The sequence below is a fragment of the Acinetobacter sp. TWP2-2-3 genome (assembly GCF_049896445.1).
In the GTDB taxonomy this organism is placed as follows: Bacteria; Pseudomonadota; Gammaproteobacteria; order Pseudomonadales; family Moraxellaceae; genus Acinetobacter.
The window spans coordinates 126,722-140,833 of record NZ_JAFCUI010000002.1 but is presented as its reverse complement, the minus strand read 5'-3'; the positions used below and the strand labels follow the sequence as shown (position 1 = coordinate 140,833).

The 14,112-nt window shown below is 42.0% G+C and carries 9 protein-coding genes; 4 read left to right on the top strand and 5 right to left on the bottom strand.

Going from position 1 to position 14,112, the window contains the following annotated elements; translation table 11 throughout:
- Window positions 1–16 precede the first annotated feature (16 nt).
- On the bottom strand, window positions 17–400 hold the full coding sequence (gene pilG, locus ACP7AK_RS04035; RefSeq protein WP_004280711.1) for a twitching motility response regulator PilG: 384 nt from the start codon (window positions 398–400) through the stop codon (window positions 17–19).
- Window positions 401–686: 286 nt separating this feature from the next.
- Here pilG and ACP7AK_RS04030 point away from each other — a divergent pair, with 286 nt between their 5' ends.
- The 4 genes from ACP7AK_RS04030 to ACP7AK_RS04015 all read left to right on the top strand — a co-directional run bounded on the left by ACP7AK_RS04030 (window position 687) and on the right by ACP7AK_RS04015 (window position 7,460).
- Window positions 687–1,334: a hypothetical protein gene (locus tag ACP7AK_RS04030; protein ID WP_425878959.1), complete on the top strand. Its 648-nt coding sequence runs from the start codon at window positions 687–689 to the stop codon at window positions 1,332–1,334.
- A 51-nt stretch (window positions 1,335–1,385) separates the two neighbouring features.
- Window positions 1,386–2,513: an efflux RND transporter periplasmic adaptor subunit gene (locus ACP7AK_RS04025; protein ID WP_364482127.1), complete on the top strand. Its 1,128-nt coding sequence runs from the start codon at window positions 1,386–1,388 to the stop codon at window positions 2,511–2,513.
- 24 nt (window positions 2,514–2,537) lie between these two features.
- A complete protein-coding gene (locus ACP7AK_RS04020) occupies window positions 2,538–5,645 on the top strand; it encodes an efflux RND transporter permease subunit (protein WP_044111486.1) in 3,108 nt (1,035 codons plus the stop codon).
- A gap of 96 nt (window positions 5,646–5,741) precedes the next feature.
- Complete coding sequence (locus ACP7AK_RS04015; RefSeq protein WP_044111484.1) at window positions 5,742–7,460, top strand: proline--tRNA ligase; 1,719 nt, start codon at window positions 5,742–5,744, stop codon at window positions 7,458–7,460.
- A gap of 53 nt (window positions 7,461–7,513) precedes the next feature.
- Here the strand turns inward: ACP7AK_RS04015 and ACP7AK_RS04010 are convergent, their stop codons facing one another.
- Genes ACP7AK_RS04010 through ACP7AK_RS03995 form a run of 4 tightly spaced genes read right to left on the bottom strand, consistent with a single transcriptional unit; the run spans window position 7,514 to window position 13,887 of the window.
- On the bottom strand, window positions 7,514–8,797 hold the full coding sequence (locus ACP7AK_RS04010) for a hypothetical protein (RefSeq protein ID WP_005106243.1): 1,284 nt from the start codon (window positions 8,795–8,797) through the stop codon (window positions 7,514–7,516).
- 17 nt (window positions 8,798–8,814) lie between these two features.
- Entirely contained in the window at window positions 8,815–11,100 is a 2,286-nt protein-coding gene (locus tag ACP7AK_RS04005) for a hypothetical protein (RefSeq protein WP_425878726.1), read from the bottom strand.
- A 33-nt stretch (window positions 11,101–11,133) separates the two neighbouring features.
- Window positions 11,134–11,856, bottom strand: a complete 723-nt coding sequence (locus ACP7AK_RS04000; RefSeq protein ID WP_425878724.1) for a hypothetical protein — start codon at window positions 11,854–11,856, stop codon at window positions 11,134–11,136.
- Window positions 11,857–11,868: 12 nt separating this feature from the next.
- Window positions 11,869–13,887: a hypothetical protein gene (locus tag ACP7AK_RS03995; RefSeq protein ID WP_425878722.1), complete on the bottom strand. Its 2,019-nt coding sequence runs from the start codon at window positions 13,885–13,887 to the stop codon at window positions 11,869–11,871.
- Between the last annotated feature and the right edge of the window lie 225 nt (window positions 13,888–14,112).

Genomic DNA, 14,112 nt, shown 5'->3' with positions numbered 1-14,112 from the left:
CCAAAAAAATCAAATATTAAGCACTAATATGGTTACGGATTGCATTGAGCAATTCATCTTTACTAAAAGGTTTGGTCAGGTATTCATCTGAACCCACGACACGACCTTTGGCCTGATCAAATAAGCCATCTTTACTTGATAGCATAATCACAGGAATATTCTGGTAATTCTGAGAGTTTTTGATTAAGGCGCAGGTTTGGTAACCATCTAGGCGCGGCATCATAATATCTACAAAAACGATATCTGGATTTGCTTCGGCAATTTTTGACAAAGCCTCAAAACCGTCTACTGCAGTAATGACCTCATAACCTTCGCGTTGAAGAAGAGTTTCCGCAGTACGACGAATGGTCTTTGAGTCATCAATAACCATAATTTTTAGATTTTGGAATTTATCGTCCATTTGTTTAACCCTTCCCATTTTAGAAACTATATGCCATAAGGCTCATAGGATTATTTTATTACGATCGATAAACATTTTTAACATAAAGTCACTTGTATTATCAATGAACATTTTCTACACAAGTAGACAAAATCATTTATTTTTAATAACAGCTTCACATTTTCTTATCGTTATTGGTTTTTTTTTGACTAACGGTAGTTTTTTATTGATAAATTTAAGTCTAATATAACAAGATTATTACTTTAAAATAAGTAATTTAGTCAACTTTAAATTCGGGGAGCCAATGATGAGTCAGTTTTTAAGAAAACTTGCTGTCATTGATCAAAATAAAATGACTGGTCAATTCATTGTTGTTGTGCTGCTACTGTTACAGGTGAGCTTAACGTGCGCGAGTAGCAACCAACTCCCGCAAAAAGCCACCTGGTATCGTTATTATGACAGCAAGGGTGTGGCCAATATCAGTACTAACGTCACACCAAATCATATCCGTTATGGTTATGAAGCACTTGACCAGAATATGCAGGTCATTAAACGTGCGCGTCCTTATAATGCCGAAGCGGATATCAGACAGGCGCCACAGCGTGCTCAACAGGCTAAGCGGATTGCCGAAGATCATAAACTCAAGCGTGCTTATAGCAATAGCCAGACCGCTTTACAGAAAAAAAACGATAGCCTGGTCCAGTTAAAAAAACAGATTGATTTTCAGCAAGAACAAATGAAGCAACTGCAAAAAGATCGGGTCATGTTCGTACGTCAGGAACGTGAATATTTACGTAAAGGTAAAACCACACCGGCACATCTAAAAACCATGCTAGACAACAACCAGAAAAATCTCGTTTCCCAAAAAGAAAATATTCAGTCTTTACAAAGTCGCTATCGAAATCTGGAAGCAGAATACGACAAAATTATCGCCCGTTTAAAAGCACTTGAATAAATACAAATAGCTGGTTGTGGTTTTGATTCACAGCCAGCTAAAAGGACTCTTATGCAAACTGCACAGCATTCTCATGATTTAAATATGCCTTCCCCGCGCTCTATCCTGATCATGAGTGCACTTTGCTTAAATATGTTTTTAGTGGCTTGTGATAAAAATGAACCCGTCCAGCAAACCGAAATACCCAAATCCATTGAAGTCATTCCTCAAGATCTAGTTGCAGTTCAATCTGGCAATTCAGTTCAAAAAACTGCATTCACCGGCACCATTCGTGCAGTCAATCAAAGCAGCATACAAGCACAGGTCTCTGCTACTGCCACCAGCGTAAACGCGCAGGTAGGTCAAACAGTTGTCAAGGAACAAGTGCTGGTACGCCTGAATAATCAGGACAATGCAGCCCGTCTGGCACAGGCACGTGCGAATCTGGCCTCAACTCAAGCGCAAGCCAATCAGGCCCGCAATATGATGCAGCGTAAAAAGCGCCTGCTCGATCAGGGTTTTATTTCAAAAGTAGAATATGAACAAAGTCAGGTGGACTATCAGGCACAGCTGGAAAATGTTCGTGCCCAGCAAGCCAATGTTGATATTGCCCAGAAAGCAGATCGTGATGGCATCATGACCAGCCCGATCAGTGGCGTGATTACCCAACGTCAGGTCGAACCGGGTCAAACCGTGGCGATTGGACAAACCCTGTTTGAAATTGTCGATCCAAAACGATTGGAAATTCAGGCACGCGTACCCAGTGATCTGCAATCAGACTTAAGACTGGGCAGTCAAGTCGAATACAGCATTCAAGGGAATCCAAATCGGCTCACTGCCGTAATTAGCCGGATTTCCCCAATTGCAGATCAGGCCAGTCGTCAGATCGAATTCTTTGCCAAGCCGAATGAAACCATTCCCTCGCTAAGTATCGGCTCCTTTGTCGAAGGCAACATTCTGAGTCCACAACAGATTTCTGGCCAGCTGATTCCATTAGATACTGTTCAAGACATTCAGAATAAACCTTATGTCTGGGTAATTCGCCAGAATAAAATTATCAAGGTCAACATACAGGTTTTGGAACAGCGTTATAGCGATAACATTGCTGTGGTTCAAGGACTGGAAAATGGTGATCAGGTCAGCCGGGTGAAGTTTAGCGAAGCTGATCTGCAAAAAACTGTCACCCTTCGCGCCAACTAAAGCCATTCACACAGGATCATTGATATGTGGTTTACCCGAATTAGTGTGAAGTATCCGGTTTTTACCATCATGATGATGTTCTGCCTGATGGTGCTGGGGCTGGCTTCATGGCAGCGGATGGGCGTTGAAGAATTCCCTGATGTCGATTTCCCTTTTGTGGTGATTTATACCAACTATCCGGGTGCTTCTCCGGAAACGGTTGAATCGGAAATTACCAAAAAACTTGAAGATCAGATCAATACCATTTCCGGTTTAAAACAGGTCATTTCCCAGTCCAGTGAAGGCCTGTCCATCATCACCACTGAATTTAATCTGGATGTGACATCTACCACAGCAGCTCAGGACGTGCGGGATAAAATCGCTTCTGTAACTGCTGAATTTCGTGATGAGATTCAGGAGCCGATTGTCGAACGTTATGACCCGACGGCGAATGCGGTGATGTCGATCGTATTTGAATCCGACAATATGGATGTAAAAGCGCTCAGTTCTTATCTGGATCAGCGGATTGTGCCACAACTGCGCACAGTCCCTGGGGTGGGAACGGTCAATCTGCTTGGTGATGCGCAGCGCCAGATTCGGATTCAGGTGGAACCGCAAAAACTGCAAGCCTTTGGCATTGGTGTAGATAGCGTGATCAATACCTTAAAGGCCGAAAATATTGAAGTCCCGGGGGGGACGCTTAAATCGGGTAATTCGGAACTGGTCATTGAAATCAATTCCAAAGTGCTGCATCCCCTTGCTTTTGGCGATCTGGTCATTGCCAATAAAAACGGCATACCAATTTTCCTCAGACAAGTGGCTAATATTCAAGACAGTCAGGCAGAGCTGGAATCCGCAGCTTTTCTGAATGGCAAAACTGCAGTAGCGATTGATATTTTGCGTAGTTCAGATGCAAACGTCATCGAAGTAGTAGACAAGAGCTACGCAACTTTAGAAAGTATTGAGGCGCAGCTTCCACAAGGCACTACTTTACAAGTAGTGGTAGATTCCTCCAAAAGTATCCGCGGCACCATTGGCGATGTAGCCCGCACCATTATTGAAGGTGCGGTACTGGCCGTGCTGATAGTCCTACTTTTTCTGGGTTCTTTCCGTTCAACTGTGATTACCGGTTTGACTCTGCCCATTGCACTCTTGGGCACGCTGACCTTTATCTGGGCCTTTGGCTTTAGCATCAATATGATGACTTTGCTGGCGCTGTCCTTGAGTATTGGTCTGTTGATCGATGATGCGATTGTGGTGCGTGAAAATATTGTCCGGCATGCCGATATGGGCAAAGATCATGTCACTGCCGCGCTCGATGGCACCAAAGAAATTGGCTTAGCCGTACTGGCCACGACATTGACCATTGTTGCCGTATTCCTGCCTGTTGCCTTTATGGGCGGAATTATTGGCCGTTTCTTCTACCAGTTCGGGGTCACGGTAAGTATGGCCGTTCTGATCTCGATGTTTGTCAGCTTTACCCTGGACCCGATGCTCTCAGCACATTGGGCAGAAAAGAAAAAAGATCCAAACAAAAAACCAGGTCGGGTGAAACATTTCTTTAGCTGGATCTCCGGCAAGCTGGACAATCTAAGCCATGTCTATGAAAAATTATTAAAACTGGCCTTGCGCTTCAGATTGATTACCTTAATGATTGCTGCGGCTTCATTATTTGGTGCTTTGGGTTTATCCAAGCTGATTGGTACAGAATTTGTACCGGTTCCGGATAAAGGCGAAATCCGGATCAAGTTTGAAACACCGGTCGATTCATCGCTTGAATATTCACAAGCCAAACTGCAGCAGGTGGATCAGATTATTCGTCAGCATCCGGATGTCAAAGCCACTTATGGGGTGATTAATGGCGCAACTGACCGCGGTAAAAACCATGTCAGTTTACGGGTGACTGTAACGCCGCGTACCGAACGTGAAAAGACCCTGAATGACCTGAATAATGAATTCCGCCAGCGTCTACAATCGGTTGCAGGAATCAGCATTACCTCGGTGGCATCCGCCGATGAAACCGTTTCTGGTGGCCAGAAGCCAATCATGATTTCGATCAAAGGCCCGGATCTGGATGAACTGCAAAAAATTTCTGATCGCTTTATGACGGAAATGGCGAAAATTAATGGCATTGTCGATCTGGAAACTTCATTAAAAGAACCCAAGCCAACTCTTGATGTACAGATTAATCGCGTCTTGGCCAGTGATTTAGGTTTATCAGTCAATCAGATTGCCAATGTAGTGCGTCCGCTGATTGCCGGTGATGATGTCACGACCTGGCAGGATGAAAAAGGTGAAACCTATGATGTGAATCTGCGCCTGACCGAAGACCAGCGCAGCTTGCCTAGCGATTTACAGAATATGTATATCACCTCAAATAAAACCGATGCCAATAATCAACCAATTCTGGTTCCGCTTTCGAGCGTGGCCAAATTTGAAGAAAAACTCGGTGCCTCGCAGATTAATCGACGTGATCTGGCACGTGAAGTTCTGGTCGAGGCCAATACTTCAGGACGTCCTGCAGGCGACATCGGGATGGATATCAGCCGCTTGCAAGAAAATTTCGATATGCCACCGGGTTATAGTTTCGACACTCAAGGCTCCAATGCCGACATGGCAGAATCCGCAGGTTATGCACTGACTGCGATTACCCTGTCGATTGTCTTTATCTATATTGTGCTCGGTTCGCAGTTCAACAGTTTTATTCATCCTGCAGCAATTATGGCCTCACTGCCATTGTCGCTGATTGGCGTGTTTCTGGCCTTATTCCTGTTTAATTCCACCATGAATCTATTTTCGATTATCGGCATTATCATGCTGATGGGACTGGTGACCAAGAATGCGATTCTGCTGATCGACTTCATCAAGAAGGCCATGGACCGCGGTGAAGACCGTTATGATGCAATTATTGCCGCTGGTAAAACCCGTTTGCGTCCTATTCTGATGACCACCAGTGCCATGGTCATGGGCATGGTGCCACTTTCCCTAGGGCTAGGTGAAGGTGGCGAACAAAGTGCACCGATGGCGCATGCGGTGATTGGTGGCGTGATTACCTCTACCCTGCTGACCTTGGTGGTGGTGCCGGTGATCTTTACTTACCTGGATGACTTTAAGAATTTTATACTGCGTCAGGCACGTAAAATCATGGCATAATTTAATGCAATACAATGAGGTGACATTCCCAAATGCTCACCTCATTTTTTATTGTATAATCCCTGCTTTAACGCTTAATTTTTTAGGACAGTTTCCATGCGCGCGAGTCGCTTTTTATTTGCAACGTTAAGAGAAACCCCGAACGATGCTGAGGTTATTTCCCATCAGCTGATGCTTCGTGCCGGTATGATTCGTAAGTTGGCTTCAGGTCTATACACCTGGTTGCCGATGGGCGTTCGCGTATTAAATAAAGTTGAAGCGATCGTTCGCGAAGAAATGGATAAAGTCGGTTCACTTCAGGTCTATATGCCGGTGACTCAACCTGCATCTTTATGGGAAGAATCAAGTCGTTATGTACAATACGGTCCTGAACTTTTACGCTTCAACGACCGCCATGGCAACCCATTTGTTTTGGGCCCAACGCATGAAGAAGTGATCACTGATCTTGCACGTAACGAATTAAAAAGCTACAAGCAATTGCCTGCAAACTTTTACCAAGTACAAACCAAATTCCGTGACGAAATTCGTCCACGTTTTGGCGTAATGCGTTCACGTGAATTCATCATGAAAGATGCCTACTCTTTCCATGCCAATCAGGAATCACTGCAACAAACTTACGACGACATGTATGCAGCCTACTGCAAAATCTTCACCCGTCTTGGTTTAGATTTCCGTCCAGTACAAGCAGATACTGGCTCAATCGGTGGTTCAGGTTCTCACGAATTCCACGTGCTGGCTTCAAGCGGTGAAGATGATATCGCCTTCTCGACTGAATCTGACTATGCAGCCAATATTGAAATGGCAGAAGCAGTACTTGTCGGTGAGCGTGCGGCACCTACACAAGAACTCAAACTGGTAGATACACCAAATCAAAAAACCATTGCAGATGTATCAGCATTCTTGGGTACCAATCCTGCTCATTCAGTAAAAGCCTTATTGGTTCAAGGTGTTGCGACTGAAGAAGGTCAAGATGTACCTGTGGTTGCATTATTCCTTCGTGGCGATCACGAACTGAATGAAATTAAAGCTGAAAAACATCCTTTAATTGCTGCGCCTTTGACATTTGCTACTGAAGAACAACTTCAAGCACTTGGCTTAACTGCTGGCTTTGTCGGTCCTCAAGGTCTGGTCGAAAAAGGTATCACCGTCATTGTTGATCGTGCAGCATCGGTATTGTCTGACTTTGTTGCAGGTGCAAATGCAGCAGATCAACACGCAACAGGTGTAAACTGGGAACGTGATGCACAGTTCACTGAAGTTTATGACCTACGTAACGTGGTTGAAGGCGATCCATCTCCAGATGGTAAAGGTACGCTTCAAATCAAACGTGGTATTGAAGTGGGTCATATCTTCCAGTTGGGTCAAAAATATTCTGAAGCTTTGGGCTGTAAAGTCTTGGGTGAAGATGGCAAACCGTTCACTGTGACAATGGGTTGTTATGGTATTGGCGTGACGCGTGTGGTGGCTTCTGCAATCGAGCAGAACTTTGATGAGAAAGGCATTATCTGGCCAACTGCCATTGCACCGTTTGAAGTTGCCATTGTGCCGATGAATGCGCACAAATCTCCAAGAACTATGGAAGCTGCGGAAGCACTCTATGCTGAATTGCAAGCTGCAGGTTTTGACGTGTTACTCGATGACCGTAATGAACGTCCGGGCGTGAAATTCTCTGATCTTGAGCTTACAGGTATTCCACATCGTATTGTGATTGGTGAAAAAGGCTTGGATGCAGGTACTTTTGAATATAAAGGCCGCCGCGATGCTGAATCAGTAAATATTTCGAAAGAAGAATTATTGGCAAAAATTGCTAAATAATTTTGCTTTCTTATAAAAAATCCCGCGTAATGCGGGATTTTTTATAACTAAACTTAGCAGAATTTATGTCCACCAAAGCAGTTCGGTTTAAAGTTCTGGCCTTGTAAAGTTAAATTAGTAAGAGGGAAATCAAGTAGCGCAGGATTTTTAATTTCCTTTACATCAAGTGCACTTCCTAGCACACAACCAAAAACCAGACTTCCACAATCTCGCACATTAGTGGTTAAATCATGGTTAATTCCTGCAATAGTTTGCTTTAAAACAGCATCTGAAATTGGCACACTATATGAAGGTGAAATACTTCCTAAATCCACTTCATCTTCCATTGCCAGCCACCACCCTTGTTTTGCTGCGACTGCTGCACCAGGCCATAAAATGCTTTGGGATTGCAAGGAGAGTGAAGCTGGATTATTTAAATATAAAGCATGAATAAGTCCGAGATTTTGTTTAACGGTAATGTCTGTCTGTAGCCCGGTTAAGTAGCCTGTAATATCTTTATCTAATTTTAATGCTCCATCCAATAATTCTGCTTTTAATGGTCCTTTAAAATCAATACGACCTACTGTCCCTGTCCCTTTTAGTACAACTTCTTTCATTCTTGTTCCTGACACTATCGTAGCAGGAATAGTAAAAGGTGCTGTTGTAGAATTTAACTGGAAAGCATAATTGCTAGATGTGTAATGTAAATCCAGAGGTAATGGTTGACCTAATATAGTGCCTTTTACCGTGCCCTCAATATTCATTCCAGTTGCAGCATAATCCATAACACGAGGAGCGGTTGTTGCAACTCCTGATGAAGATTTTGTTTTCATATAACCACTGAAACTGTTAATACCATTTGGTGTAGCACTATTTTCTGTCCCCATTGTCAATAGACCTGAAATCTTTTCCGCACTTAAACGGAAACCTAAAACTTCACGTGTAGATGCCTGATTTGGATTTTTTATGGCAAATTGTACAAATGGATTAGTAATCAGAGCTGAAGTCGCGGCACGATCCGCGCCATTCGTAGGATTACCACTTAAGGCAATATGATCAATATCAATATCACAGCCGGTTGCACCATTAACACCGCCACACCCGAGTTGTAGCTTTTTTATATTGGCATTAATTTCCATCTCGGCTTCCAAGCCTAATTTATAAAATGAGATATTACTCTGGTCATAAGTAGCTCCTAGATTATCCATCTGGTTAAATCCAGACTGAACCTCCATTGACAATAAAGCCTGCCCATTGACTTCTGAGAGCTCTTGGTCTTCCAATGAGGTTAATGCAGATACCTGGCCACTTAGGCCCATCATAGCTACCACTAGACTTTTTAATATTATTTTTTTCATTTTTCTCATCCTGATTTTTAACGTGGTGTGATTCCCATCGTGCTACGAATGGTTCCACCAGTCAGTGCAATACTTGCCATGTTTTGCATATTGCCATTGGTCGCCATGGCAAAATTGGTTTTAAATGGTGTTGCAATATTATTTTCATAATTGAGTTTGACCTGATTATCCAAAGTCACTGTATCTGCACTGACACGAACTTTTGCTTTGACACCCAAATGACCTTCCATCCGGTTAAAGTTAATTGACGAAGTTTTTAATACCCCGGCTGAATCAATATCTTCATTGGCAATACTAAAATAGCTGCCCAGATTATCTTTATTTGCAGTTTCTTCTGCGGTAAGGGGTCTAAACTTAAAATTTGCATCAAATGACAGGAAGTTGGTATCTGGTGAATCGCTGGTCGGATCCACTCCTGGAATGATGAGGAGCTCGCCGTTTCCATCAAGTTTAAAAGCAATATTAGTCAGGACATCATCACGTTTAGAAAAATTATCATGAGGCACATAGCTTCCGCATTTAGTGACCGATGCATTGGTACAATTATATTTAGATCCTGGTAATTGACCAATCGCAAGCTCAGCTTTAGCTCCAATCAGCAGTTTATCGGCACGAATATAAATACCTTCATCTTTATAACTAATAATCCCTTCCGACTTGATCAAAGCATCGATATTCCTAAAACCGGCATAATAGTTAACTGCCTCACCATGATCGCCATTTTTACCATCAATCAATATAATCGAGGTTGTGCTTGGCAAACCGGTTTTCTTGTCAATTCCATAGCCTTCTGTAGATGCCATAATGTTATACGCAATTGCTTGCTTATTGTCTGTTCCATAAGTCGTTCCAGACAACGCAACATTGGCATTTAAATTATAAATAGGAATACCGATTCCCCATGAACCACCATCGCCATCAATTTCCGCTAAAGAGTTATCTGATATGAAACGTGCTTTAGCAGCAATGGACTGAAAATCCATGCCACGTACGGCGATATAGGCAAAATCCTCTCCATTCGTGGTGGTACTGAGTGTCTGTTTAAGTACAGTGCTACTACTACCTAAAGTCTTTTGCATATTTTCATTGATTATGAAATCGAGACTTTTTGCAGTAATGGTATTTATATATATATTTCCAAAGTCGATATAAGCATTTTTACCATGTAAGGATCCGTCAGCATTACGTGTAGTCAAGGGTCTGAGCTTGGAAAATTGCACAGCATGACTTCCCTTACCGGTATGACCAATCTCAAGTGTTGTAGGTGCCATAGTTGCTGGAAGCCCGGTACTATTAGTACCTGTAAAATCTGCAGACAAGCCTAGATTCAACCCACCTTCTCCGACCAGGCCACTGTAACCTGTTGCAGCTTTGTCCTGACGTTCTAGTACACCATTCACCTTGTTACTAACATCAAAAGTACCTATCTGGGTTTGATCTGCACTCATGGATAATCTTGCGTTAGTGACTGCACCCGAAGCTCCTAAACGCATAATATTTTTGCGTTCATTATTTGGCGTATTATAACGCAGGTCAATATTAACCCCTGGATTGGTCGGATTAACCCGGCCAGCCGCGATATCAGTAATATCTTCAGCACGCTTTAGATCCACATAATGATCTTGACTGCCATTTCGTGTGGTGAGTACCACGCCTTCATCCGGGTCAATGTACATATATCCTTGACCCGCGAAGTTAAAGTTAAAGTCATTCAAAATCAGACTATTTTCGCCTAATTTATGACTGATCGTGGCATTTTTAAGTTGAAAATCGATACTGGCAATTGAATCTTTATTAAATAGACCTGCACTGGTTTGTAATAGCACACTAAGCGGTGTAGAGGTACTCATCCCTAATGCACCCAAAGTTTGATTAGATTGAGTACCCGTAGTCCGAATACTATTCGCAGATTGACTACATGGATTGGTCGTACAGGCGATCTTTACCAATTTTAAATCTGCAGTGGCTTGAAACGGTGAAACACTTGCAGCTAGCCGAAGTCCTGCCCCTTGTGAAGTGGCACCTACATCTATTTCAAGTTGACTAATGATTGGTTTATTATCTTTTCCAATAATCTCAACATTATGTAGACCTAAACCCATTTTAGTGTTGGCAGTTGGATTTGGATCATACCAATTGGCTTGAGCAATACTGGCTTTAGAAATTTCATGAGTAATCACCATACCATCTTGTCCAGTGACTTCACTCAATTCTTGCTCTTCAATAGTTTCAAGTGCATAACCTTGTTGTATAAGACACATGCATACTGTTAGCAATTTCAACTTTATTGTTGTTTTTTTCATTTATATATCCTTATGCTGTACTTGACGTTGTTACTAACAACGACTTTGTGCTCCACCTGTACAGTTATAACCAAATATTTTCAAATTGCCTGACGTATGCAGATTTCCATGAACGTTCAACCCCATAAATCCTTTTTCAGCACCTTTATCAAATGAAGGAACATCTTGGGGCGCGGTTGTATAAGTTCCATCGGCATTATAGGTACGCCCTGTATACGTACTATAAACACCTGTATTGGCATAACCTTCCAAGGCGCCAGCACCTGTACCCGTTTCAATGGAAACTGTATTAAAGCCTAAATTACGGATCTTTAAAGGCTGGTGATCATAAAAGGTAATTTGCATCGCCGTTTGTGGTTCATTACGATGATTAATGATGGTTGTTCCATCGATCGAAAACTTATCAATCTGAATCGTGCCTTGAATGCCTTTAAAGACTAACCACTTTTTATTTCCATTGGTATCGACATGGTTATTCGGCGCTATTGCCAGACGGCAAAATTGTTTTGTTGCTCCACAAGCGGTGGGATCTAGAACATAAAATACTTCTAGCGGGTTGCCACTTCCATCAAGCCGAGAAATTTTATCTTTACTTAAATCTGTCGCATAAACATGGTTTAAAGATAAAGTCCAGTTAAGATCAGCTCCACCCTGCCCCACTGTATTGGTTAGTGCTTGCTGATCAAGGGCTTCCAATCCGGCAAGACTGGCCATAGAAGTACATAATAATGCACAGAGTGTTACTAATTTGGACATTCTTATACTCCCTTAAAGACCAGTTGTTCTAATTTTCAGATGCTGAATCAGGACACCATCAATGACAGCAGATCCAAAATTCTTACTTACACCCTCAGTATTTTTAAATACGATTCCTGTTGAATTCACACCATCCTTGGCACGCAGCATATTTGTTCCTGAGATACGCTCTGTAGTCCCTATTGAGATACTACTGTGAGTCGCATTACGCCCTTGATAAAGTGCGGTGGTATCTGACACATTATTTTTAATCGGTGTACCACAACTATAGACATTACAGGTCGAACCCTTTAAATCTGTTGTACCCAATCCGCCCCCATAATTTTGATAAATTTGATTATAAATAGCAGGAATATTGGGAATACGTGTCACTTCTAAAATAATATTATTGCCTTCTGAACCGACAACGAAAGGCTGGTACATATTACCAAGCACCAAGTTAATATTTGGACTATAGAGATATAAGCCCTCAGAATCATGAAATATAGGAGCATCACTTCCATTCAAGGCCGGGGTCGGGACATTACCATCAAGCGCATCTGTTTTTGCTGCGGTACTGAGACGAATACCTTTACTGTTAAGATTACTATCGCTACTGCTTAGAGTTTCTGGTCGATCATTGGTATTCAGACGAACAATACTCGCCATACCCAATGTTTGGCTGTAATTCTTATTGTCAGATTCTAAGGTTTGAAATAACCGAACTTGCGAGCCATTAAAACTCAGACCATTGGCAACAAATTGGGTTCTTAATCGGTAATCCGTATCAAGTCCTGATATTGGCCCACCTGTTATAGGATCTACAGCATTCGAGGAATTAAGCTCACGTGCAAAAATATCACTCCAGAAGCCCAGCTTGATATTATTATCACTTTCAACCCCTGTAATTGGACTTAATGGGGCTTCCAAAGCAATATAGCCTACATCTTTAGCAGCGTCCTTAAACTGTTTGACGTTTTCAGTTCCTGCCCGAAATAACCAGGGATTATCTGCTGATCCCCAGCTGAAACCCTGATTACTGTATCGTGTGCTTAAAGAACCATCGCTTTTCGATAATGCCAGACCATAAATAAATACATCGGCTTTAGTTCTTAAAGTGCTCACAGAGCTTTTAGCAGCTTCAGTTTTAGCAGCCTGATCTGCTCTAGCAATGATTTCAGCCATAGCAGCACTATCTGCATCTTTCATCATTCCGGCTAGAGCAGCTTCCAATTTTTTGTTGTATTCTGCTTTAACTAGTTCAATAATTCTTGCATCTACAATTGCTCCAATAATATTCTGCCTATCAACCGCCGTACTCCATTCAGTATTTGGAATCTGCTGATTAGCATTTTGCCCATATAGAAATTGAATCATTTCAAGGGTATTTAAATTTGCATATTCATCAGACTTATTTGGTTGCAGTGGCGTTAATTCATATTCTGTTGTGCCATCATGCTTGATATCATAATCAATACCTGGTGAGGTATTACCTGCACCATTATAATAATCATCACGACGTTGGTCATAATAGGCTTTCATAAAGTCTGTATTATAATAATAATCAACTAATTCTTGCTTAAATGCGTCCCGGTTAGCTTGTGTGTCATAAGTATTCTTAATCGTATTATAGTTATCATTATAAAAATCAGTTTTTAAGGTATCAAAGGCTTGCTGATACTCAGTTGCATAATTCTGCGTTCTTTCAACATGAAAAGCATTATCATATGTAGATTTATAAACTTTGTCGTATACACGCTGCCCAAGTTGGTTGTAATTTTCACCCGTCGGGATAATACGAATAAAGCCTGTATCTGCTTGTCCGGGGTTTTCAATGCCTCTGGCATAACTAGAACTAGCAGAAAGATCGTTAGGGCCTTGAAACACCATTTTAAAATCATCAAGTACCAGCGCAACACCCTCACCGGTGGTGTCAGAAAGAGAAGAATCTGATAATTCCTGCATCGCATGTGCAGAAGGCAACAGGCTGAAACCGATTGTCATCGCCAAATAACTTTTGCGAAATTTAAATATATCTTTTATCTGAGCCATCTCACTCTTTCCTTTTTATTCGATGCTCCGCACCTTATGCTTCAGCTTCCCAGCCGCCAATCTTTGATTTTTTATAATGCATCGCATCTTTTTTATGGTTATGCGGAATCCATTATGCTGATTTTTGATACAGATGCCAAAGCCAATTAGGCGAAAAATAGCAGTTTCCGATGAATGAAAATCTCAAAAAAATAAACGGGACATAAAGTCCCGTCATTCAATATT